Origin of the sequence: Methylobacterium soli, assembly GCF_008806385.1 — a bacterium.
Taxonomy (GTDB): Bacteria; Pseudomonadota; Alphaproteobacteria; order Rhizobiales; family Beijerinckiaceae; genus Methylobacterium; species Methylobacterium soli.
Window position 1 is genome coordinate 158794 of sequence record NZ_VZZK01000002.1, and the last position, 21802, is coordinate 180595.

The 21802-nt window shown below is 66.7% G+C and carries 23 protein-coding genes; 13 read left to right on the top strand and 10 right to left on the bottom strand.

The features are described from left to right. Positions 1–53: 53 nt before the first annotated feature. Positions 54–578, bottom strand: a complete 525-nt coding sequence (locus F6X53_RS02855; RefSeq protein WP_150997025.1) for an ankyrin repeat domain-containing protein — start codon at positions 576–578, stop codon at positions 54–56. Between the two features lie 402 nt (positions 579–980). On the opposite strand from F6X53_RS02855, the gene F6X53_RS33585 reads away from it, so the two are divergent. From F6X53_RS33585 to F6X53_RS02890, 8 genes are all read left to right on the top strand, one after another. After that, positions 981–1115 carry a hypothetical protein gene (locus F6X53_RS33585; RefSeq protein ID WP_280525989.1) on the top strand — a complete coding sequence of 45 codons (135 nt, stop codon included), beginning with the start codon at positions 981–983 and terminating at the stop codon, positions 1113–1115. 15 nt (positions 1116–1130) lie between these two features. Then, entirely contained in the window at positions 1131–1994 is an 864-nt protein-coding gene (locus F6X53_RS02860; RefSeq protein ID WP_150997027.1) for a PAS domain-containing protein, read from the top strand. A 15-nt stretch (positions 1995–2009) separates the two neighbouring features. Further along, complete coding sequence (locus F6X53_RS02865; RefSeq protein ID WP_150997029.1) at positions 2010–3053, top strand: PAS domain-containing protein; 1044 nt, start codon at positions 2010–2012, stop codon at positions 3051–3053. An 8-nt stretch (positions 3054–3061) separates the two neighbouring features. Next, positions 3062–4093: a PAS domain-containing protein gene (locus F6X53_RS02870; RefSeq protein ID WP_191970667.1), complete on the top strand. Its 1032-nt coding sequence runs from the start codon at positions 3062–3064 to the stop codon at positions 4091–4093. Between the two features lie 5 nt (positions 4094–4098). Next, positions 4099–5130, top strand: a complete 1032-nt coding sequence (locus F6X53_RS02875) for a PAS domain-containing protein (RefSeq protein WP_244965510.1) — start codon at positions 4099–4101, stop codon at positions 5128–5130. A 43-nt stretch (positions 5131–5173) separates the two neighbouring features. Continuing rightward, complete coding sequence (gene uvrB / locus F6X53_RS02880; protein WP_150997033.1) at positions 5174–7864, top strand: excinuclease ABC subunit UvrB; 2691 nt, start codon at positions 5174–5176, stop codon at positions 7862–7864. 603 nt (positions 7865–8467) lie between these two features. Beyond that, positions 8468–8833 carry a hypothetical protein gene (locus tag F6X53_RS02885; RefSeq protein ID WP_244965511.1) on the top strand — a complete coding sequence of 122 codons (366 nt, stop codon included), beginning with the start codon at positions 8468–8470 and terminating at the stop codon, positions 8831–8833. An 81-nt stretch (positions 8834–8914) separates the two neighbouring features. Then, on the top strand, positions 8915–9688 hold the full coding sequence (locus F6X53_RS02890; protein WP_150997035.1) for a YidB family protein: 774 nt from the start codon (positions 8915–8917) through the stop codon (positions 9686–9688). Positions 9689–9713: 25 nt separating this feature from the next. On the opposite strand, the gene F6X53_RS02895 is transcribed toward F6X53_RS02890, so the two are convergent. Both F6X53_RS02895 and F6X53_RS02900 read right to left on the bottom strand, forming a co-directional pair. Further along, complete coding sequence (locus tag F6X53_RS02895) at positions 9714–10475, bottom strand: deaminase (RefSeq protein ID WP_191970668.1); 762 nt, start codon at positions 10473–10475, stop codon at positions 9714–9716. Between the two features lie 23 nt (positions 10476–10498). Continuing rightward, positions 10499–11260, bottom strand: coding sequence for a hypothetical protein (locus F6X53_RS02900; protein ID WP_150997039.1), 762 nt, complete (start codon positions 11258–11260; stop codon positions 10499–10501). Positions 11261–11328: 68 nt separating this feature from the next. On the opposite strand from F6X53_RS02900, the gene F6X53_RS02905 reads away from it, so the two are divergent. After that, positions 11329–11532: a hypothetical protein gene (locus F6X53_RS02905; protein WP_150997041.1), complete on the top strand. Its 204-nt coding sequence runs from the start codon at positions 11329–11331 to the stop codon at positions 11530–11532. A 122-nt stretch (positions 11533–11654) separates the two neighbouring features. Here F6X53_RS02905 and fabF read toward each other — a convergent pair whose 3' ends face one another. From fabF to fabD, 4 genes are all read right to left on the bottom strand, one after another. Next, positions 11655–12914, bottom strand: coding sequence for a beta-ketoacyl-ACP synthase II (gene fabF, locus F6X53_RS02910; protein WP_150997043.1), 1260 nt, complete (start codon positions 12912–12914; stop codon positions 11655–11657). Positions 12915–12995: 81 nt separating this feature from the next. Beyond that, the gene (locus tag F6X53_RS02915) at positions 12996–13232 is read right to left on the bottom strand and encodes an acyl carrier protein (RefSeq protein ID WP_018044468.1); all 237 of its coding nucleotides are present in this window, start codon (positions 13230–13232) and stop codon (positions 12996–12998) included. Between the two features lie 295 nt (positions 13233–13527). Then, a complete protein-coding gene (gene fabG / locus F6X53_RS02920) occupies positions 13528–14268 on the bottom strand; it encodes a 3-oxoacyl-[acyl-carrier-protein] reductase (protein WP_150997045.1) in 741 nt (246 codons plus the stop codon). Between the two features lie 17 nt (positions 14269–14285). Beyond that, positions 14286–15236, bottom strand: coding sequence for an ACP S-malonyltransferase (fabD, locus tag F6X53_RS02925; RefSeq protein WP_150997047.1), 951 nt, complete (start codon positions 15234–15236; stop codon positions 14286–14288). Positions 15237–15422: 186 nt separating this feature from the next. Between fabD and rpoZ the strand changes: the two genes are divergently transcribed. The 3 genes from rpoZ (at position 15423) to pyrE (ending at position 18946) form a co-directional block, all read left to right on the top strand. After that, a complete protein-coding gene (gene rpoZ, locus F6X53_RS02930; RefSeq protein ID WP_150997049.1) occupies positions 15423–15833 on the top strand; it encodes a DNA-directed RNA polymerase subunit omega in 411 nt (136 codons plus the stop codon). A 207-nt stretch (positions 15834–16040) separates the two neighbouring features. Beyond that, on the top strand, positions 16041–18275 hold the full coding sequence (locus F6X53_RS02935; RefSeq protein ID WP_150997051.1) for a RelA/SpoT family protein: 2235 nt from the start codon (positions 16041–16043) through the stop codon (positions 18273–18275). Positions 18276–18355: 80 nt separating this feature from the next. Beyond that, positions 18356–18946, top strand: coding sequence for an orotate phosphoribosyltransferase (pyrE, locus tag F6X53_RS02940; RefSeq protein WP_150997054.1), 591 nt, complete (start codon positions 18356–18358; stop codon positions 18944–18946). 137 nt (positions 18947–19083) lie between these two features. Here the strand turns inward: pyrE and F6X53_RS02945 are convergent, their stop codons facing one another. After that, positions 19084–19338, bottom strand: coding sequence for a hypothetical protein (locus tag F6X53_RS02945; RefSeq protein ID WP_150997056.1), 255 nt, complete (start codon positions 19336–19338; stop codon positions 19084–19086). Positions 19339–19352: 14 nt separating this feature from the next. On the opposite strand from F6X53_RS02945, the gene F6X53_RS02950 reads away from it, so the two are divergent. Beyond that, positions 19353–20018, top strand: coding sequence for a LabA-like NYN domain-containing protein (locus F6X53_RS02950; RefSeq protein ID WP_150997058.1), 666 nt, complete (start codon positions 19353–19355; stop codon positions 20016–20018). 178 nt (positions 20019–20196) lie between these two features. Here the strand turns inward: F6X53_RS02950 and smpB are convergent, their stop codons facing one another. Then, positions 20197–20670 carry an SsrA-binding protein SmpB gene (gene smpB, locus F6X53_RS02955; RefSeq protein WP_150997060.1) on the bottom strand — a complete coding sequence of 158 codons (474 nt, stop codon included), beginning with the start codon at positions 20668–20670 and terminating at the stop codon, positions 20197–20199. Positions 20671–20756: 86 nt separating this feature from the next. Continuing rightward, entirely contained in the window at positions 20757–21656 is a 900-nt protein-coding gene (gene dapA / locus F6X53_RS02960) for a 4-hydroxy-tetrahydrodipicolinate synthase (protein ID WP_150997062.1), read from the bottom strand. Positions 21657–21802 lie beyond the last annotated feature (146 nt).

The window sequence follows — 21802 nt, forward strand, 5'->3', positions numbered from 1 at the left end:
TTCCTCCCTAGGGTTCGTTCGGCGTGATGTCGTGTTCGGATCGGCGTGGCGGCTCAGGCGCCCGGCCGGGGCGCCCGCGCCAGCTGGGCCGGAGTGTCGGCCGCCCCCATGGCCTGGGCCATCTCGGCGGCGGTCTGGCCGCCCGGATCGCGGCGGTCGGGATCGGCCCCGTGGGCGAGGAGAAGGTCGACCATCTCGACGCGGTTGAACATCGCCGCCGTCATCAGCGCGGTGCGGCCGCCGCCATCGACGGCGGCGCCGTGGGCGAGGAGCAGGCGGGCGATCTCGATCTCGCCCTTGAAGGCGGCGCCCACGAGCGGCGTCTGGCCCCGGTCATTGGCGAGTTCCGGGTCGCCCCCGGCCTCCAGGATGACCCGGGTGGCGTCCGGCTGGCCGTTATAGGCCGCGAGCATCAGCAGGCTGTCGCCCTTGTCGTTGCGCAGGTTCGCCGGAAGGCCCTGGCCGAACAGCTCCGCCAGTTCCTCGGCATGGCCCATCCGGGCGTGCTGGAAGACGCGGCCCGCGAAGGCGAGGGTCGCGTCGTCGAGGGCGGGCGGCGATTTCGGGGGGGTGTCCATCGGGGCCTCGTGCGGAGAGCGATCCCGCGCATCTGGCGCCAAGGCCGGGTTCTGTCCAGCCCGGCGCGCCGGCCCTTCGCCCGGCCGCTTCACGAGATCAGGGCGGTGACGGACCGACGCAGACGTGAACACAAGCGATTCCAGGCCCCTTGAAACCTCGAAGAATCCATGATTATCCTATGTTAGTTTCCTAAGATTACGGGTCGTGTTCACTTTTTGTGGTCACGGCGTCGGAACCGAAATTTTCAGAACTTGCCCCGATGGTCCCGCCAAGCTTCGAGAATGTACGACTGTTTACGGATCGTGCGGAATCGCCAATGCTGGATCGACCGGAATTTGCTGCGCGAATATCGCCGTCAGCACGATTCTGAAACGCGCAGACCCGGAACGTCGTGAGCGTTCATGCAGGACGACGCGCCCGTGAATTACCCCCACGTCACCCCTGATCCGCCCTTCTCGTCGCGGGAGTTCCTGCGGCTGATCGAGAATTACGGGCTGACCGGCACCTGGGGCTGGAGCTTCGCGACGAACACGTAGGTCTGGTCGCCGGGCCTGTACCGCCTGCTCGGCCTGCAACCCGACATCGTGGATCCGAGCTACGCGCTGCTCCTGAGCCTCGTTCATCCCGATGACCGGGCCGGCCTCGATACGCCCGACCGGATCCGGCAGGACGGCACCTTGCGCAGCCACAGCTTCCGGGTGATCCGCCCGGACGGATCGATGCGCATCCTGTCGAGCCGCGGCGAGACCTACCGCACCGCCGATGGCCGGCCCTTCGCCGCAGCCGGCATCGTCCTCGACGTCACGGGCGAGAAGCAGCGCGAGCGGGCCCAGAGCGTCGCCCTGAAGGGCAGGCAGGCCTTGCGCGACGAGGCCGGCGTCACCCTGCACGTCTTCACACCCGGGCATGGCGGGCAGGATGCGCCGGAATGGGCCCTGCTCGTGGACCTCCCGCCGGACGAGCGGGCGCGCTGGCGGGCGAATCTGACGGCGGGGTTCGAGACCGGCCGCAGCTTCACGGCGACCGGGCTGCTCGCCCGCCGGGAGGGCGGCCACGGATCGTTCGAGATGACGCTGGTGCCGATGCGGCGGCCCGACGGGGTCATCACGGAATGGATCGGCCTCGCCGAGCCGATCGACGAGGATTCCGGCGACGCCCGCCGGGAGGTAAGCGACCTCGACGCGACGATCGAGGGCCATCACCTGCGCGCGGCGCGCGGCCTTCTCGATTGGTCGATGACGGATCTGGCCGAGGCGAGCCACCTCTCGTTCTCGACGGTCCGGCGCCTCGAAGAGAACCCGAACGGCGCCGCCGACCGCTCGCGAAGCGCGGCGATCGCGGCCCTGCGGGCGGCCGGGATCCGGTTCTCGCAGATCGACGGCGCGACCGTCGCGGTCGCAGTCGCGAAGGTGTGAGGCGCATCCGTGGGAATGCGACTGAGCGCCGAGACGCTTGCCTTCTCGTCCCGCGAGTTCCTGCGCCTGATCGAGCGGATCGGCCTGACCGGAACCTGGGGATGGACGTTCGCCACGCACGAACACGTCTGGTCGCCGGGCGTCTTCCACATCCTCGGGTTGGAGCCGGGCTTCGTTCACCCGAGCTACGCGCTGCTCTGCAGCCTCGTGCACCCGGAGGACCGGAACATCCTGGACACCGAAGCCGAGATCAAGTGGGACGGGCTGCCGCGCAACCACACCGTGCGGATCGTCCGGCCCGACGGAAGCGTGCGGATCGTGGAGTGCCGAAGCGAGGTCTTCGTCGGTCCGGACGGTCGCCCGCGCGCGGCGCGCGGTCTGCTCCTCGACGTGACGGACCAGGAGCGCCTCAATCAGGTCCTGGCACGCGAGCGGGCGATCGGCCGCGCCTTGTTCGAGGAAGCCCGCATCTTCTCGTTCCGGCGCAGCTTCTCGCCCGCGCCGGAGGCCACCGATCCCTTCGCCCCGCCGCCCGAGGCCGTGATCCTGACCGGCCTGCCTTACGAGCATATGGCCGAGGATTCCTTCCGGGTGATGCCGATTGACGCGCGGGAGGCGTCGCGCGAGAATTTCGAGGTCGGGTATGCCCGCGGCCAACCCTTCACGCAGGTCCATCCCTTCATCCTGGTTGGCGGGCAGAGAGCCGATTTCCGAACCAGCCCGGTCCCGATCCGCGATCGGGACGGGCTCATCGAGGAATGGATCCTGTTCGTGCGGCCGGCGGTCGGCCGGGCCCTGCGCGCCACCGGCCAGGGCCGCCAGGCCCTGGAGACGATGGTGGAGGGGCGCCATCTGCGCGCGGCGCGGAATCTTCTCGGCTGGACGATGATGGACCTCGCGCAAGCCAGCGGCCTGTCCTTCTCGACGGTCCGGCGCCTCGAGGAGGACGGCGAATCCACGGCCGCCCGCTCCCGCCACCGGGCCGTCGCCGCGCTGCGGGCGGCCGGCATCCTCTTCTCGCTCATCGACGGGGACCTCCTCGCCGTGGCCCGGATCTGAGGCCAGCCGTGATCGCTTTCCCGAACACCGCCCTCCCGGCCTTCTCGTCGCAGGAATTCCTGCGGCTGATCGAGAATTACGGGCTGAGCGGCACCTGGGGCTGGACCTTTGCGACGAACGCGCAGGTCTGGTCGCCGGGCCTCTACCGCCTGCTCGGCCTGCAACCCGACAGCGTCAGGCCGAGCTACGCGCTGCTCCTGAGCCTCGTCCATCCCGATGACCGGGCGAGCCTCGATACGCCCGACCAGGTTCGGCAGGACGGCACCTTGCGCAGCCACGTCTTCCGGGTGATCCGCCCGGACGGAACGATGCGGATTCTGTCGAGCCGCGGCGAGGTCTATGTCACGCCGGAGGGACAGCCACGGAACGCGGCCGGCATGATCATGGACGTGAGCGAGCGCGAGACGCTCAGCCGGATCAGCATGATCGAGAAGCAGCGCGAGCACGCGCTGGCGCAGCAGGCCCGCATCTTCACCTGCTCGAACCGGGTCGTGCCCTTCGTCGAGTATCCGGCCGACCTCGTGTCCCTGGCCGGTTTGACGCGGCAGGACCTGCTGGACAACTGGCTGGCCCATGTCGTCCCGGAGGAATGGTCGCGCTGGCTCGAGGAGACCCCGCGCCTCCTCGGCACCGGCAAGCCCTTCATCACCCGGCCCACCCTGAAGCTCGTCGACGGGGAGCGTGCGCGGTTCCGCTACACGGTGGTGCCGGTCTACGAGTCGGACGGGTCGCTCTCCAGCTGGACGGCCGCCATCACGCCCATGGAGACGCACATGGCCGCCTCCGGCGGCGAGCTCCAGCAGGGCCTGGAGCAGAATCTCGACGGCGGGCACCTGCGCGCGGCGCGGGCGCTGCTCGGCTGGTCGATGATGGAGCTCGCGCAAGCCAGCGGCCTGTCCTTCTCGACGGTCCGGCGCCTCGAGGATAACGGCGAGGCCACCGCATCCCGCTCCCGCCACGCCGCCGCCGCCGCCTTGCGGGCGGCCGGCATCCGCTTCTCGCTCCTCGACGGCAACACCATCGCGGTCGCCAAGCTCTGAGGCCCATGATGAACCCGCCCCCCAGCGCCGCCTCCCTCGTCTTCTCGTCGCGCGAGTTCCTGCGGCTGGTGGAGAGCTACGGCCTGACCGGCAATTGGGGCTGGACCTTCGCGACGAACCTGCAGGTCTGGTCGCCGGGCCTGTACCGGCTGCTCGGCCTCGAACCCGACAGCGTCAGGCCGAGCTACGCGCTGCTGCTCTCCCGTGTCCATCCGGAGGACCGCCAGAGGCTCGAGACCGGCGGGCGGGTGATGCGGGACGGCATCCTGGGCAACCACAGCTTCCGGGTGATCCGCCCGGACGGGAGCGAGCGGATGCTCCAGAGCCGCGGCGAGGTGAGCTTCTCGCCGGACGGGCGCCCGCGCGCGGCCGCGGGCTTCCTCCTCGACGTCACCGAGCAGGAGCGGCTCGCCCGGGCGCAGGCCGCCGAGAAGCGGCGCCGCTGGGCCCTGTTCCAGCAGACCCGCTGCTACGTCTCCTCGACCCTGTGCTACCCGTTCACGGATTTCTCCGCCGAGTACCTGGCGCTGACCGGGCTGCCGAAGGCGGCGCTGCTGGAGGAGCCGACCCGCCCGGTCGTCGCCGACGAGCGCCAGCACTGGCGCAGCTACGGGCGCGAGCTCTACCTCAGCGAGCAGATCGTGCACGTCACCCCGCGCATCACGCTGGCGGGCGGCGAGCGGGCGCGGTTCCGCTTCGTCATGGTGCCGATGCGCAATGCCCTCGGGTCTGTCGAGAGCTGGACGAACTTCATCGGACCGGTGGACCGGCCGCTGCCGCCGCCCTCGGATGACCTGCGGCGCAGCCTGGAGGAGCGCGTCACCGGCCATCACATGCGCGCCGCGCGGGCGCTCCTCGACTGGTCGATGACGGATCTGGCCACGGTGAGCGGGCTCTCCTTCTCCACCATCCGCCGGCTGGAGGACGGCGCGGAGGGGGCGGAGCGCTCCCGCCACGCGGCCGTCGCGGCGTTGCGCGCGGCCGGCATCCGCTTCTCGCTCATGGACGGCGCGACCATCGCGGTCGCGGTCGCCTGAGGCTGCCCTTTCCGGTTCGGTCCCGAACCGCCATATTCGAACCATGCCGAGTCCGAAGAAGCCCCGCCCTGCCTCCGGCAAGGCGTCGAAGCCCGAGCTGCAGCCCCTCGACCCGTTCCTGGCCGAGCTGCTGAACCCGGCCCTCAACCGCAACCGCCTGCCCGAGGTGAGCAACACCCCGCCGCGGCCGGCCGCCCTCCCCGAGCCGAAGCGGAAAGGCCGGGCGCGCAAGCCCGACGCGCCCGCGACGGGCTTCGGCGAGGCGCCGCAGGCCACCTTCGCGCATGGCGGGGCGGCCGATCTCGACCCGCGCCTCGCCCAGGCGCTGGGCCTGCGCGACGGCGCGGACGGGCCGGCCCCCGAGGGCGCCGTGGAGGCGCAGGAGACCTCGCTCGCCGCCGACGGCGTCTCGGCCACGGTCGACGCGCTCTCGAAGCTCCTCACCGAGGGCAACCCGCTGTTCAAGGACGGGCAGACCTGGGTGCCCCACCGGCCCGAGCGGCCGCAGAAATCGGAAGGCGGCGTGCCCTTTCGGCTGGCCTCCGAATTCTCCCCGGCGGGCGACCAGCCGCGCGCCATCGCGGAGCTGGTCGCGGGCGTGAACGCGCAGGAGCGCGACCAGGTGCTGCTCGGCGTCACCGGCTCGGGCAAGACCTTCACGATGGCGAAGGTGATCGAGGCGACGCAGCGCCCGGCCCTGATCCTGGCGCCCAACAAGACTCTGGCGGCGCAGCTCTACGGCGAGTTCAAGAGCTTCTTCCCCGACAACGCGGTGGAGTACTTCGTCTCCTACTACGATTATTACCAGCCCGAGGCCTACGTGCCGCGCTCGGACACCTTCATCGAGAAGGAGAGCTCGATCAACGAGCAGATCGACCGGATGCGCCACTCGGCCACCCGGGCGCTGCTCGAGCGCGACGACGTCATCATCGTCGCCTCGGTCTCGTGCATCTACGGCATCGGCTCGGTCGAGACCTACACGGCGATGTCGTTCACGGTCAGCCTCGGCGAGAAGATCGAGCAGCGCCAGCTCATCGCCGACCTGGTGGCGCTCCAGTACAAGCGCATCCAGTCGGATTTCGCCCGCGGCACCTTCCGGGTGCGCGGCGACGTGATCGAATTGTGGCCCGCCCACCTGGAGGATCGCGGCTGGCGCATCGGGCTCTTCGGCGACGAGATCGAGTCGATCGTCGAGTTCGACCCGCTGACCGGCCGGAAGATCAACGAGCTGAAATTCGTCAAGGTCTACGCGAATTCCCACTACGTCACGCCGCGCCCGACGCTGCAGCAGGCGATCAAGGGCATCAAGACCGAGCTCAACGGCCGCGTCGAGGAGCTGACCCGGATGGGCCGGCTGATCGAGGCGCAGCGCATCGAGCAGCGCTGCACCTTCGACATCGAGATGATCGAGGCCACCGGCGCCTGCAACGGCATCGAGAACTACTCGCGCTACCTCACGGGCCGCAAGCCCGGCGAGCCGCCCCCGACCCTGTTCGAGTACCTGCCCGACAACGCCCTCGTGTTCACCGACGAGAGCCACGTCACGGTGCCGCAGATCGGCGGCATGTACCGGGGCGATTTCCGCCGCAAGGCGACGCTCGCCGAATACGGCTTCCGGCTGCCCTCCTGCCTCGACAACCGGCCGCTGCGCTTCGAGGAATGGGACGCGATGCGCCCGCAATCGGTCCATGTCTCGGCCACGCCCGGCAAGTGGGAGATGGAGCGCACCGACGGCGTCTTCGCCGAGCAGGTGATCCGCCCGACCGGCCTCGTCGACCCGGTGATCGAGGTGCGCCCGGCCCGGAGCCAGGTGGACGACCTGCTCGGCGAGGTGCGCGAGGTGGCGCAGGCCGGCTACCGCACGCTCGTCACCACGCTGACGAAGCGCATGGCCGAGGACCTCACCGAGTACCTGCACGAGAACAATGTCCGGGTCCGCTACATGCACTCGGACATCGACACCCTGGAGCGGATCGAGATCATCCGGGACCTGCGCCTCGGCGCCTTCGACGTCTTGATCGGCATCAACCTGCTGCGCGAGGGCCTCGACATCCCCGAATGCGCCCTGGTGGCGATCCTGGACGCGGACAAGGAAGGCTTCCTGCGCTCCGAGACCTCGCTGGTGCAGACCATCGGCCGCGCGGCCCGCAACGCCGATGCCCGCTGCATCCTCTACGGCGACCAGATCACCGGCTCGATGGAGCGGGCGATGGCGGAGACCGAGCGGCGGCGCCAGAAACAGCTCGCCTACAATGCCGAGCACGGCATCACCCCGCAATCGGTCAAGCGCGGCATCGCCGACATCCTCGACAGCGTGTTCGAGCGCGACCACGTGAAGGTGGATACGGGGCTGGCCAAGGACGCCATCACGGTCGGCCACAACCTCAAGGCCGTCATGGCGGATCTCGAGAAGCGCATGCGCGGGGCCGCGGCCGATCTCGATTTCGAGGAGGCCGCGCGGCTGCGCGACGAGCTCAAGCGCCTGCAGGCCACCGAGCTCCTCGTCGCCGACGACCCGATGGCGCGCCAATCCGACGTGGAGCGCGAGGCCGGCAAGTACGGGCGCAAGGGCTCGCGCATCGCCAAGCCGAGCCTCGACAATATGGGCCCGGGCACCGACCGCGAATTGCCTCTCGGCGGCGCCCTGCCGTTCCAGGAGCGCCCGAAGCCCCGCTCGACGCAAGGGCTCGGCGGCCAGCGCCCGAAATACAAGGGCCGCGGCGGCAAGCGCTAGAGCCGCGCCTGATCGCGTTGCAACGGGCTGGAAAATCGGCAGCCCCGGTCCGGTTCGGCGCGACGGCCCCCCTCTCCCGTGCGGGAGAGGGTTGGGGTGAGGGGTGCGCGTTGTCCGGAGAAGTCGCACCCCTCACCCGGTCGGCTCGCGCCGACTCGACCTCTCCCGGACGGGAGAGGTGAAGCACAGCGTCATTCCAGGGCTCCGTTTCGCGGTCTCGGGATGACGGCGCGGGCAGCGCGGCGGGCCCCTTCTCCCGTGCGGGAGAGGGTTGGGGTGAGGGATGAGCGCCTTCAGGATGGAGCATGCGGTCGTATCGCCGGCTGGGCGCCGATCGGGCGCACCTCGTTCTGAAAGGTCTCGACCCTCACCCTGTCCCTCTCCCGCACGGGAGAGGGGATCCGCGCCCGCTTCGGCACGGCCGCGGCCGACGGTCCCGTCGCACCGCGATCGGGAACAGCTCTAGCGGGCGCCGCGGCCCTCCGGGCAGGGCTGGGGCCGCGCGGGCGGCGCCTGACGGAACCCGGAGCCCGATCCGGTCTTAGCTCCGGCAGAAGAGCCGCGCGGCTCGCCCACTTCTCGCGACGATCGGGAGACCCCGTCATGCCCCAGGCCCGGATACCGAAAGCCTCGCCCCTGCGTCCCCGCGCCGGCGGCGCCGCCACCGCCCTGTTCCTCGGCGCCCTCGCGGTCTCGGGCGCCGCCGCGATCCTGGTCGCCCCGATGGGCGAGCCGGCCGTGGCGCAATCGGCCGCCAACCCGAACGATCAGCCGAGTGCCGGCACCCTCCCGTCCGGCACGCCGACGCTGCGGGGGAACGCGGCGGCGAACCGCCCCACCGGCGACGTGGCGCCGCCGAGCGCCATCCGGAACACCACCGCGGTGGTCGCCTCGGACAGGGGCGCCAAGCGCAACGTCACCAACCCCCTCGACCATCTGCCCAGGAACCAGCGCGCGCCGGGCGAGTAGGACCCGTCCTCCGGCGCAACCCGGTGCCGGGCTCGGCCGTTGACGCCGCGCGGCGACGGGGCCGGCAACGGAGTGCGCATCATGGGTCTCCTCGATTCGGTCATCGGCGGCGTTCTCGGCCAGGTCTTCGGCGGCGGGCGCGGCGCCCCCTCCTCCGGCGGGTCCTCCGCCGGAATGTCGCCCCTGGTGAAGGCCCTGCTGATGCTGCTGCTGGCCAAGGGCGCGAGCGGCGGCTTCGGCGACATCTTCGGGCGCGCCGGCGGCGGCGCGCGCGAGCCCGGCCCGGAGGATGACCGCTCCGGCGGGGCCGGCCCCTATGGACGCGATCACGGCGATCTCGGCGGCTTCGGCCAGCCCGGCGGCTACGATCCCGAGGGCGGGCGCCGCGATGCGCCCCTGCCCCCCGGCGATTACGGCGACCTTTCCGGCATGCTCGACGGCCCCGGCGACGGCGGCGCCTCAGGCCGCGATCCCGGCGCCGGCCCCTACGCCCATCTCGACCGGGAGCCCCAGGATAGCGGCCGAATTGGCGGCCAAGGTGGCGGCGAAGCCGGCGGCTGGGGTCCGGCAGGGGGCGGCGATCTCGGCGGCCTCGACGGCCTGATCGAGCGCTTCCAGCGCGGCGGCCTCGGCGACCTCGTCGAATCCTGGATCGGCCACGGCCAGAACCGCCCGGTCCAGCCGAACCAGCTCGCCGACGCCCTCGGCCCCGACACTCTCGACACCCTGGAGCACCAGACCGGCCTCGACCGCAACGCGCTGCTCTCCCAGCTCGCGCAGGTCCTGCCGGAGGTGATTTCGCAATTGACGCCGCATGGGCGCGTGCCGGGGGAGCAGGAGCGGCGGGGGTGGTAGCTGTGCGGCGACCCCAACGAAAGATTTAGCGAAGATCTAGCTGATCGATTTTGACGATTTCGATAGGAATACTAAATTTGTCTAGCTGAACTTCTAGTGTTTCCTTAACAACTATTGGCTCGAAATGAAAATGCTGCGGATGAACTCGTATATCAATGATAGGGGCCTTAGAACCCTCGCCCCAAAGTAAGAATTGTCCGTTTTCGTCTTTTCTTTTGTGCTTCTCGAATAGATCTCGATATCGTTTCGGAGAAACGCCGTAAAAATGCCGAAACAGTGTTTTGGGATAAGAACTGTAAATACCTCGAGGCTGCCCTTCTATTTCGATTGCATCACCATGCAGTTCGGAAGCGAGACTTTTGGGATATGGCTCAAGAAAAATCACTTCTGAGACACCAGCAGCAACAATATGCTTCGCGCACATATGACATGGAAAAGTTGTGCAATAAAGAATTGAATTCTTTAGTAGCCGTCCAGTACGGGCGCCATCGCAGATTGCTGACATCTCAGCGTGAATTATTCGTCCGTACTCCAACGCATCCATGAATTGGGATTTTTTTATTCTTGTAATATTCAATAATTCTTCTATTTTAACGTTTTCGTCGAAAGCACGCATGAGCTCGTATAAGATTTTTTTCTTGCGCTTGTCGTTCGAATCTTTACCCCTTTTATAATCGCGGTCATCGTGAACATCATTCGTCCAGTATGTTCCGTCGCCAGCTTTAGGAACCTCATTGGTGCCAAGCGATATAACCTCTCCTTCCTCACTAAATATCGCAGCCCCCACCTGTCTCGACAGGTCGATCGTTCTTAAAGAAGCAGACTGGCGATATACATGCCATATTCGATCTTTGTTGGCGAAATCGAGTTACAACCAAACAGAAGATCGATAAACCGTAATATTTGAGCTTTAGGCGTGTAGCTTGGGACGTCAGCACTTACTATAAAATCGGCCTCATGAAATATGTCACCGACACGTTGACCATGGTCATTATCGATTTCTTTTTCATCTATTTTTACCAAGTTCTCAGCGGCATCTCTATAGCGATTTGGGTCAGCTAAATTGTGAGAATTTGCTATTTTTCTTGCAAGATTTTCAACTCTTATACTTCTTTGGGAATAGACGGAGATTTGAAAGAACAGCTTCCCGTACACAATACGAAATAAGTCAACTTCTTCTTTGCGCTTAAATTGCCTTACTATATACGCCACCTTATGCGGCACCTCTTCATTCTCGGGCGGAAATAATTGCGCCCTGGCATCTCCGATTTGCGCGATCGCTATTTGAGCTAGCAGCGTATCGTCCGCGAAATGCTTTCTCAGCTTATCTCCAAAATCAATATATGACTTGTATCGGCGCTCGAGAGGCTCCTCATGAAGTTTATCGGCAAGCTTCAATTTTTCGTGTAATTTCTTAAATATGTCAGTAATCTTAATTACAACAACTCTATATCCGAAATCCTTTAGACTATCCGAAAGATTTTTAATCGTGATCTCGACATCCGCGCCTATTGGCGCGACTATTCCAAAAAATAACTCAGGCTCAACAATTCTTTTGATAAGTTCGGCCATCTCGGAACGGGTCCCTTTACCCTTCGTTAAAGCTTTGTTACCAAGACGGTGTCGGAGGAGGAATCGCTATGAACCATGAGAACGACAAGAGTGCTGTCGTTTTGATCAATAGCGATTCACAATATTTAAAAGATTATAAAAAATCCATCAAGAGATGGGTGAATTTGTTTGTCGCAGCGCAGCGAGATTATGTTGCGAGCGCTCCCATCATAGAAATTTCGGCAAAGGAGTCTGAAAGAACCGAAACACTGAGCGGTTCAAGTAAGGCCTAGCTTGGAAATTAGCGCACGGTACCGCTGAAAAGTATTGAAAAAATTCAGGCTGATCATCACTAAAGATGATCAGCCTTAAGTTGTTGATTAACTGCTAATTATCCATTTGAGACGCGTGATCGTCAAACTCGCCGCATCACTAGCGACGCGTTCGTCCCGCCAAACCCAAACGAATTCGACAGCACCACGTCGACCCGCTTGCGCTTCGCCTCGTGCGGCACGAGGTCGATGGCGGTCTCGACGCTGGGATTGTCGAGGTTGAGGGTCGGGGGCAGGACGCCGTCCCGGATGGCGAGCACCGAGAAGATCGCCTCGACGGAGCCGGCAGCGCCCAGCAGATGGCCGATGGCCGACTTGGTGGAGGACATCGAGGCCTTGGCGGCGGCGGGGCCGAGGACGCGCTCGACGGCCTTCAGCTCCAGCTCGTCGCCCATCGGGGTCGAGGTGCCGTGGGCGTTGATGTAGTCGATCTCGGAGGGGTCGATGCCGGCGCGCTTCACGGCGGCGCTCATGCAGCGATAGGCGCCGTCGCCGTCCGGCGAGGGCGAGGTGATGTGGTAGGCGTCGCCCGAGAGGCCGTAGCCGACCACCTCCGCGTAGATCTTGGCGCCGCGGGCCTTGGCGTGCTCGTATTCTTCCAGCACCACGATGCCGGCGCCCTCGCCCATGACGAAGCCGTCGCGCGCCTTGTCATAGGGGCGGGAGGCCCGGGTCGGCTCGGCGTTGAAGCCGGTCGAGAGGGCGCGGCAGGCGGCGAAGCCCGCGAGCGCGAGGCGGTTCACCGGTGATTCGGCCCCGCCCGCCACCATCACGTCGGCATCGCCCAGCATGATCAGCCGGGCGGCGTCGCCGATAGCGTGCGCGCCGGTGGAGCAGGCGGTGACCACCGCGTGGTTCGGGCCCTTCAGCCCATGCGCGATCGAGACTTGGCCGGAGGCGAGGTTGATGATGCGGCCGGGGATGAAGAAGGGCGAGATCCGGCGCGGCCCCTTCTCGTGCAACGTCACGGAGGCGTCGTAGATGCCCCCGATGCCGCCGATGCCGGAGCCGATCAGCACGCCGGTGGCGTGCTGGTCCGCGTCGGTCTTCGGCGCCCAGCCGGCATCCTCCAGGGCCTCGCCGGCCGCCGCCATCGCGTAGACGATGAAGGGATCGACCTTGCGCTGCTCCTTGGGCTCCATCCACCGGTCGGGGTTGAAGGTGCCCTCGCTGCCGTCGCCGAGCGGGATCGAGCAGGCGATGCGGCAGGCCAGATCCTCGGTCTCGAAGGCCGTGACCTTCGAGGCACCGCTATCTCCCGCGATCAGGCGGCTCCAGGTGTGCTCGACCCCGCTGCCCAGCGGCGTGACCATACCCAGACCCGTGACGACGACCCGACGCATCGTGAATTCCCGAAACCGTTTTCGTCTGACCATAAACGGCGCGCGGGGCGTTTCGGCCCCGTCCGCGCCGTCGAAAAAGTTTTAAGCGGAGTTCTTCTCGAGGAACTTCACCGCGTCGCCGACCGTCTGGATCGTCTCGGCCGCGTCGTCGGGGATCTCGACGTTGAACTCCTCCTCGAACGCCATCACGAGCTCGACGGTGTCGAGGCTGTCGGCGCCGAGATCGTCGATGAAGTTCGCGCCCTCGACCACCTTCTCGGGCTCGACGCCCAGGTGCTCGACGACGATCTTCTTCACGCGCTCAGCGATATCGCTCATCGTTGTTGGTCCTCGTGTGTCAGTCGTGATGGTGAATGGCGCCGTGGCCGCTTCGGCCGCTGCCGGGCCCTGAACATTGGAAGCGGCCGGTCTCCGATCGCGTGTCGTCTTGGACTTGCAACCCGCTGAACCGTCAACCCCCCTTGCACGGCTGCCGGGGTGTTAACACAGGGTTCCGGCGCTGGCGAGAGCCGGTTCACGAACCGTTCATCCCTGTGGTTTTCCGGGCATTTTCCACCGATTGCCAGGGAGGGGGCGGTGCAACCGTCGCGGGCTGCGCGGCCCCCGCCCCGCCTCAGAACATCGCCATGCCGCCATTCACGTGGAGCGTGTGGCCGGTGACGTAGGCCGCCTCCTGCGAGGCGAGGTAGATGGTGGCGGCCGCGACCTCGTCGCCGCTGCCGAGCCGCCCCATCGGGACGCGGCCGAGGATGCCCTCGCGCTGCTTTTCGTTGAGCTCGTCCGTCATCGGCGAGGCGATGAAGCCCGGGGCGATGCAGTTGACCGTGATGTTGCGCGAGGCGACCTCGGCGGCGAGCGCCTTGGTCATGCCGACGAGCCCGGCCTTGGCGGCCGCGTAATTGCCCTGGCCGGGATTGCCGGTGGCGCCCACCACCGAGCCGATATTGACGATGCGCCCGTGGCGCCGGCGCATCATGCCCTTCACGGCCGCGCGCGAGAGCCGGAAGGCCGCCGTGAGGTTCACCGCGATGACGGCGTCCCACTCGTCGTCCTTCATCCGCATGAAGAGGTTGTCGCGGGTGATGCCGGCATTGTTGACCAGGATGTCGAGCCCGCCCATCGCTGCCTCGGCCGCCGGCACCAGGGCCTCGACCGCGGCGGCGTCCGCGAGGTTCGTCGGGCTGACATGGACCCGCTCGCCGCCGAGATCCTGCGCCAGCGCCTCCAGGGCCTCCTGGCGGGTGCCCGAGAGCGCCACGGTGGCGCCCTGGCGGTGGAGCGCCCGCGCGATGGCGCCGCCGAGGCCGCCGGTGGCGCCGGTGACGAGGGCCTTGCGGCCGGTGAGATCGAACATGGAACGTCCTTCCGGATTCAGGCTCTGGAGAAGGCGGCGACGTCGTCGGGCGTGCCGATGGCGGCCCCCGTCGCCTGCGGGGCGATGCGCTTGACGAGGCCGGTCAGGACCTTGCCGGCCCCGAGTTCGAGGAAGCGGGTGACGCCGGCCCCTGCCATCGCCGTGACGCTCTCGCGCCAGCGCACCGTGCCGGTGACCTGCCGCACCAGGGCGTCGCGAATCGCCTCCGGGCTCGTCACCGGCGCCGCCGTGACATTGGCGTAGACCGGGACCACGGGGGCGTTCAGCGCCACCTCGGCCAGGGCCGCCCGCATCGCCTCGGCGGCGGGCTGCATCAGCCGGCAATGGAAGGGGGCCGAGACGTTGAGCATCACGGCGCGCTTGATGCCGCGCCCCTGCGCGATCGCGACCGCCCGCTCCACCGCCGCCCTGTCGCCCGACAGCACCACCTGGCCGCCGCCATTGTCGTTGGCGACGTCGCAGATCTCGGCCCCGGCCGCCTCGGCGGCGATCTCGGCGGCGATCTCGGCGGCTTGCGCCGGCTCGGCCCCGATCAGGGCCGCCATGGCGCCGGCGCCCGGTGCCACCGCCCGCTGCATTGCCTCGCCGCGGATGCGCAGGAGCTTGGCCGCGTCGGTGATCGAGACGGTGCCGGCGGCGGCCAGGGCCGAATACTCGCCGAGCGAGTGGCCGGCGACGCACTGCACGCCCCCCGCGAGATCGAGGCCGCGCTCGGCCTCGAGCACCCGGAACACCGCGAGGCTCGCGGCCATCAGGGCCGGCTGGGCATTCGCCGTCAGGGTCAGCTCCTCGCCCGGCCCCTCGAACATCAGCCGCGACAGGTTCTGGCCGAGCGCGGCATCGACCTCCTCGAACACCGCGCGGGCTTGCGGGTGGGCCTCGGCGAGGGCACGGCCCATGCCGACGACCTGACTGCCCTGGCCGGGGAAAATGAGTGAATCGCTCATGATTTGTTCCGCTTCGGTCCTGGGGAAGCGCGGCGCAGTCGCACCGCCGGGCGCCCTGTGTCAACAATGCATCGCACAACCCCGAACGCCGGGCGGCCTCGGCTTGTTGCAGGGCGTCATCCGGTGTAAGACGCCGGTTCATCATCGAAAATCCGGCATTTCAGGTTCAGGAAGGAGCCGCCGCCCATGGCTCGCGTCACCGTTGAAGACTGCATCGACAAGGTCGAGAACCGCTTCGAGCTCGTCCTGCTGGCGAGCCACCGCGCCCGCCTCCTCGCCGCCGGCGCACCCCTGACCCTCGACCGCGACCGCGACAAGAACCCCGTCGTCGCCCTCCGGGAGATCGGCGACGAGACCATCACGGCCGACGACCTCAAGGAACAGCTCATCCACTCGATGCAGAAATACGTCGAGGTCGACGAGCCCGAGGCCGAGACGGTGCCGCTGCTCTCCTCCTCGCCGGCCGCCGCCGCCGTCGCGCCCCAATCCTCGAGCGACGACGGCGCCGTGCAATTCGACCGCATGAGCGAGGAAGACCTCCTGCGCGGCCTCGAGAACCTCGCGCCCCCGGTCGAGACCGACGACGAGGGCGACTGAGCCGCCCGCTCGCGCGAGCGATCCGCGAGCCCACCACCGCCCCCGCACGAACCCGGCCCCACGGCCGGGTTTTCGCGTCTTGGCGGGCACTCCTGTCGCGAAAACCGATGCTGCGACGCCGTCAGGTCTGGCGCGTCCGCGTGCAATGCGGGACAGTTCGACCGGGAACGCCCGAACACCACAGCCTTGGGAAGGGTCCGCCGGCGGATGATGCGCCAGTATGAACTCGTGGAGCGAGTCAAGCGCTACAATCCCGCCGCGAACGAGGCCTTGCTCAACCGCGCCTACGTCTACGCCATGCGAGCCCACGGCACGCAGAAGCGGGCCTCTGGCGATCCCTTCTTCGCCCATCCCCTCGAAGTCGCCGCGATCCTCACCGATCTCCGGCTCGACGACGCCACCATCGTGGCAGCGGTGCTGCACGACACCGTCGAGGACACCGCCGCGACCTTGGACGAGATCCGGGAGATCTTCAGCCCCGAGATCGGCGCCCTCGTCGACGGCCTGACCAAGCTGAAGCGGCTCGACCTCGTCTCGAAACGGGCGGCGCAGGGCGAGAATTTCCGCAAGCTCCTGCTCGCCGTGGCGGCGGATGTGCGGGTGCTGCTGGTCAAGCTCGCCGACCGCCTGCACAACATGCGGACCCTGCACCACATGCCGCCCGAGAAGCGGGTGAGGATCGCGGAGGAGACCCTCGACATCTACGCGCCGCTGGCCGGCCGCATGGGTATGCAGGAGTTGCGCGACGAGTTGGAAGATCTCGCCTTCCGCAATCTCAAGCCCGAGATCTACGCGACGATCACGCAGCGCCTCAGCGATCTTTCGACGAAATCCGAGCGCCTCGTCGAGAGCATCGAGCAGGATCTCACCGCCAAGCTCGCCGCGCGCGGTATCGCGGCCTCCGTGACCGGACGGCAGAAGCGGCCCTACTCAATCTGGTCGAAGATGGAGCGCAAATCGGTCGCCTTCGAGCAGCTCTCCGACATCTTCGGCTTCCGGGTCGTGGTCGAGACCCTCGCCGATTGCTACGGCGCGCTCGGGGTCGTCCATACCAGCTGGCCGATGGTCCCGGGCCGCTACAAGGACTACATCTCGACCCCGAAACAGAACGATTACCGCTCCATCCACACGACCGTGATCGGCCCGAAGAGCCAGCGGGTGGAGTTGCAGATCCGCACGGCGGCCATGGACGAGATCGCCGAGTACGGCATCGCGGCGCATGCCCATTACAAGGAAGCCAGCGGCAAGGACGACGGCGGCATCCATCCCCGCCTTGCGACCGAGAGCGGCGCCTACCAATGGCTGCGCCGGACCATCGAGCTCCTGGCCGAGGGCGACAGCCCGGAGGAGTTCCTCGAACATACAAAGCTCGAACTGTTCCAGGATCAGGTGTTCTGCTTCACCCCGAAGGGCCGCCTGATCGCTCTCCCGCGGGGCGCGACGCCGATCGACTTCGCCTATGCGGTCCACACGGATGTCGGCAACACGGCGGTGGGCGCCAAGATCAACGGCCGCATGGCGCCGCTGCTGCACGAGCTCGCGAACGGCGACGAGGTCGAGATCGCCCGCTCCGACGGGGCCTCACCGCCGGCGGCCTGGGAATCCCTCGTCGTCACCGGGAAGGCGCGGGCCGCGATCCGACGCGCGACGCGCTCCGCGGTCCGGCGGCAATATGCGGGCCTCGGCCGTCAGATCCTCGACCGCGCCTTCGAGCGGGCTGGCAAGAGCTTCTCCGAGGACAAGCTCCGCGGCGCCCTGCCCCGCCTCGCCCGCGGCTCGACCGAGGATGTCTTCGCCGCGGTCGGCCGTGGCGAGATGTTCTCGGGGGATGTCGTGAAGGCGGTCTACCCCGATTACAAGGATGAGCGCCGCGCCGGAGCGGCGCCCGTCGCGCAGCCGCCGGCGAATGGCGCGGGTCGGCTGACGCGCTCGAAGGATCAGACCATGCGTCTGACCTTCCCGGATGGGACCGGCGATCTCGGCCAGACCGACGCGATCCCGATCCGCGGTCTCGCCGGCGACCTTCCGGTCAGCTTCGCGCCGAATGGCGGCGCGGTGCCCGGAGACCGTATCGTCGGCATCCTGACGCCGGGGGTCGGCGTGACGATCTACCCGATCCAATCGGCTGCCCTGGCCGCCTTCGACAACGAGCCGGCACGCTGGCTCGACGTTCGCTGGGATGTGGAGGCGGGATCGAGCGAGCGCTTTCCCGCCCGTATCGCCCTGCAATCGATCAACGAGCCCGGCGTCCTCGCCCAGATCGCCCAAGTCATCGCCGATCACGACGGCAACATCGACAACCTGTCGATGAAGCGGCGGACCCAGGACTTCACCGACATCGTCATCGACCTCTCGGTCTGGGATCTGAAGCACCTCAACGCGATCGTCGCGGAACTGCGCGGCAAGCGCGCGGTCAGTCGCGTCGATCGCGTCAACGGGTAAGCGCCCCGTCTCGCTTGCCTGATCGGACCGCCGCTGTCACAAGCGTGCCGCCTCATCACCCGCCGCGGAGCCCAGACGCCATGACCCCAGAGCAGGTGCTCGAAGAGTTCCGCGACGCCGGGGCCTTGCTCGAAGGGCATTTCATCTTGAGCTCGGGGCTGCATTCCGGCGTATTCCTGCAGAAGATGGCCATCTTCTCCGAGCCGCCGCGGACCGACCGCCTGTGCCGAGCCCTGGCCGAGGCGATTCAAGCGCGGTTCGGTGCGATCGACATCGTGGTATCGCCCGCGATCGGCGGAATCGTTCCCGGATACGAGACGGCCCGCCATCTCGGGGCGCGGGCCATCTTCGTCGAACGCGATCCTGGCGGTCCGTTCACGCTGCGGCGTGGCTTCAGCATCCCGAGCGGCACGCGCGCCATCATCGTCGAGGATATCGTCACGACCGGATTGTCGGCCCGCGAATGCTTGGCTTCTCTGCAGGGAGAGTCCGGAGAGATCGTGGGCGCCGCCTGCCTCATCGATCGGTCCGGTGGACGCGGCGAGATCGGACGACCGCTCCTGTCGCTCGTCACCCTGGATATCCCAGCCTACCCGGCCGATGCGCTGCCGCCGGAACTCGCCGCTCTCCCGGCCGTCAAGCCCGGCAGCCGGGCCCAGCGGAAAGCCTGACGGGCATCGAGTGATGGCGTTTGACCGTGTCTTTCACGGTCATGGACCCAGATTCGCCTAGTGTTTTTTACCTTGGATTTACACCTTTGCGTGGGCGCAACAGCGTATTCCGCGTAGCCGAGACGCATTTCCCGACACTATCGCTTGACAGAAAGCCTCCCGGCTTTCAAAGCTGTTTCGCGCTGATCTACGCACTTTTGCTGGTGCGAAGAAGATTTTCGGATGCGCGGGCCGCATTTTTCCTTGATGCGAAAATTTTTCACTTGGGTGTTCAACGCACAGGGCGAGAGCCGCATTTTTTCGAAGGTCAGCGTCCGGCGATACGACAATAACCCGCCAAGGCACCGAGCTGGTGTGGTGCCGGCATTCGTCTCTTGATTGCCCTCGTTCATGAACGGATCGTGCCATGAGCACATTGCAGCGCAGCGCCCTCTTCATTGATGGGGCGAATCTTTACGCGACCACCAAGGCGCTCGGATTCGACATCGACTACAAGCGCTTGCTGAAGGAATTTCAGAGCCGAGACAATCTGATCCGCGCCTTCTACTATACGGCTATGATTGAGGACCAGGAATATTCTTCGATCCGGCCGTTGATCGACTGGCTCGACTATAACGGCTATCGCGTCGTCACCAAGCCCGTGAAGGAGTTCACGGATTCGATGGGACGCCGCAAGTTCAAGGGCAACATGGACATCGAGCTCGCGATCGATGCGCTCGAACTCGCTCCCTATATCGAGCACATGGTGCTGTTCTCGGGCGACGGCGATTTTCGCTCCCTCGTCGAGGCCATGCAGCGGCGCGGCGTCAAGGTTACGGTCGTGTCGACGATCCAGACCCAGCCCGCGATGATCGCCGACGATCTCCGCCGGCAGGCCGATGAGTTCTTGGATCTCGTGCACCTGATCGCCAAGGTCGGCCGCGATCCCGGAGAGCGGTCGGCGCGTCCGTCGAGCGAGAATGGCCGCGCGCCGCGGGATTTCGGAGACCGCTCCGGTCGCGGCAATCCCGGCCTCGAGACCCGCTACGGCATCCGGCAGGGTGCCGCAGGCGAGGAACCGGTCGAGGAATAAGCGCCAACGCGCCTGCGAACCCGCGGCGTGACGGCAAGGCCGCTCGGACGCAAACTCAAATTCGTCCGGCGGCCATTATCGAACAAGACAGCGACATGCGCCATCGTCGATCGGCGACGGCAGTTCCAGGGAGCCATCCCGACGCGAAAGGTCACTGCCGCCGCGCGTTGCGGGAGGATCAGCCCCGGTCGCGCAACAGGCGGGCGCGATCGCGCTCCCAGTCGCGCTGCTTCGAGGTCTCGCGCTTATCGTGGAGCTGCTTGCCCTTGCCGAGGCCGAGCTCAACCTTCGCGCGTCCCTGATCGTTGAAGTAGATCTTCAGCGGAACCACCGTATAGCCCTGACGCTGCGTCGCGCCGATGAGCTTGTCGATTTGACGGCGATGCAGGAGCAGTCGGCGCGGCCTCTTGGTGTCGTGATTGAAGCGGTTCGCCTCCAGGTATTCCGGGATGTAGGCGTTGAACAGCATCAAGTCGGTACCGGAAGGCCCCGCATAAGCCTCACCGATCGTTGCCTTGCCGTTGCGCAGGGATTTCACCTCGGTGCCGGTGAGCGAGATGCCGGCTTCAAGGGTCTCCAAGATCGCGTAATGAAAGCGAGCGGCGCGATTGTCGGCGACGACGCGGCGGGCGGGATCGGGTTTCGGAGCCATCTCATCGCAGGGTCAGGTCGGCCGCATCGTGTGGCCGAGCGCGTTTATATGGGGCGTCGATGCGCGGTCAGCGAGGTTCGAGCGTCTCAGACCTCGAGAAGACCAGCATGACGAAGCGCGGCATCGACGATGCGGCGCGTGTCCTCGCCCACCGGCAAGAGTGGAAGGCGTACATCCTCCGCCATGTGGCCGAGCTTCGCCAGCGCATACTTCACCGGCGACGGGTTCGTCTCGAGGAACAGGCTGGTGTGCAACGGCAGCAACTTGTCCTGAATCTGCAAGGCCTTGGCATAATCACCAGCGAGCGTCGCCTCCTGCAGATCGGCGCAGAGGCGCGGGGCCACATTCGACACCACGGAGATGCATCCACAGCCGCCATGGGCATTGAAGCCGATCGCCGTCGCATCTTCGCCAGAAAGCTGGACGAAATCTTCGCCCATGGCTTGGCGCTGCAGGCTGACTCGGTCGAGCTTGGCCGTGGCATCCTTCACGCCGGCGATGTTCTTGAGCTCGAACAGGCGCTTCATGGTGTCGACACTCATGTCGACCACGGAGCGGCCCGGGATGTTGTAGATGATGATCGGGATACCGATGGCGTCGTTGACGGCCTTGAAGTGGGCGTACATCCCCGCCTGCGTCGGCTTGTTGTAGTAGGGCGTGACGATGAGGACCGCGTCCGCCCCGGCCTTCTCCGCATGACGCGCGCGCTCGACGGCTTCCGCGGTCGAATTGGAGCCCGCGCCGGCCACGACGGGCACGCGGCCGGCCGCCTCGTCGATGCAGGCCTCGACCACGCGATCATGCTCGGCATGGCTCAGGGTCGGGGTCTCGCCGGTGGTTCCCACGGGCACGAGGCCGTGGGTGCCCTGCGCGATCTGCCAGCTCACGAAGGCGCGGCAAGCAACTTCGTCGAAGGCCCCCTCCCGGAACGGCGTCGCGAGCGCAGTCATGGAGCCCTTCAGGCGTCGGGCATTGGTAGCGGTCATCCTGGCGTTCCCGGCCGGTCGTTTCCTGCGCCGGATACCCGGCCTCCCGCCTCATGCGGCGGCGCAGACATAGGCCTTCCGACACGCCCGCGCAAACGCTCTGCGAACGCAGTTAATGACTTCTTTAGAGGACCGGGGCGAGCATG

Excerpts from the sequence above, each read along its gene's own strand:
- F6X53_RS02935 (WP_150997051.1), top strand. The coding sequence starts at position 16,041 with ATGATGCGCCAGTATGAACTCGTGGAGCGAGTCAAGCGCTACAATCCC.
- F6X53_RS02855 (WP_150997025.1), bottom strand. The coding sequence starts at position 578 with ATGGACACCCCCCCGAAATCGCCGCCCGCCCTCGACGACGCGACCCTC.
- pyrE (WP_150997054.1), top strand. The coding sequence starts at position 18,356 with ATGACCCCAGAGCAGGTGCTCGAAGAGTTCCGCGACGCCGGGGCCTTG.
- F6X53_RS02875 (WP_244965510.1), top strand. The coding sequence starts at position 4,099 with ATGATGAACCCGCCCCCCAGCGCCGCCTCCCTCGTCTTCTCGTCGCGC.
- F6X53_RS02905 (WP_150997041.1), top strand. The coding sequence starts at position 11,329 with ATGAACCATGAGAACGACAAGAGTGCTGTCGTTTTGATCAATAGCGAT.
- F6X53_RS02900 (WP_150997039.1), bottom strand. The coding sequence starts at position 11,260 with ATGGCCGAACTTATCAAAAGAATTGTTGAGCCTGAGTTATTTTTTGGA.
- F6X53_RS02945 (WP_150997056.1), bottom strand. The coding sequence starts at position 19,338 with ATGAACGAGGGCAATCAAGAGACGAATGCCGGCACCACACCAGCTCGG.
- fabD (WP_150997047.1), bottom strand. The coding sequence starts at position 15,236 with ATGAGCGATTCACTCATTTTCCCCGGCCAGGGCAGTCAGGTCGTCGGC.
- F6X53_RS02885 (WP_244965511.1), top strand. The coding sequence starts at position 8,468 with ATGCCCCAGGCCCGGATACCGAAAGCCTCGCCCCTGCGTCCCCGCGCC.
- F6X53_RS02865 (WP_150997029.1), top strand. The coding sequence starts at position 2,010 with ATGCGACTGAGCGCCGAGACGCTTGCCTTCTCGTCCCGCGAGTTCCTG.
- dapA (WP_150997062.1), bottom strand. The coding sequence starts at position 21,656 with ATGACCGCTACCAATGCCCGACGCCTGAAGGGCTCCATGACTGCGCTC.
- smpB (WP_150997060.1), bottom strand. The coding sequence starts at position 20,670 with ATGGCTCCGAAACCCGATCCCGCCCGCCGCGTCGTCGCCGACAATCGC.
- uvrB (WP_150997033.1), top strand. The coding sequence starts at position 5,174 with ATGCCGAGTCCGAAGAAGCCCCGCCCTGCCTCCGGCAAGGCGTCGAAG.
- fabF (WP_150997043.1), bottom strand. The coding sequence starts at position 12,914 with ATGCGTCGGGTCGTCGTCACGGGTCTGGGTATGGTCACGCCGCTGGGC.
- F6X53_RS02890 (WP_150997035.1), top strand. The coding sequence starts at position 8,915 with ATGGGTCTCCTCGATTCGGTCATCGGCGGCGTTCTCGGCCAGGTCTTC.
- F6X53_RS02915 (WP_018044468.1), bottom strand. The coding sequence starts at position 13,232 with ATGAGCGATATCGCTGAGCGCGTGAAGAAGATCGTCGTCGAGCACCTG.
- F6X53_RS33585 (WP_280525989.1), top strand. The coding sequence starts at position 981 with ATGCAGGACGACGCGCCCGTGAATTACCCCCACGTCACCCCTGATCCG.
- F6X53_RS02950 (WP_150997058.1), top strand. The coding sequence starts at position 19,353 with ATGAGCACATTGCAGCGCAGCGCCCTCTTCATTGATGGGGCGAATCTT.
- rpoZ (WP_150997049.1), top strand. The coding sequence starts at position 15,423 with ATGGCTCGCGTCACCGTTGAAGACTGCATCGACAAGGTCGAGAACCGC.
- fabG (WP_150997045.1), bottom strand. The coding sequence starts at position 14,268 with ATGTTCGATCTCACCGGCCGCAAGGCCCTCGTCACCGGCGCCACCGGC.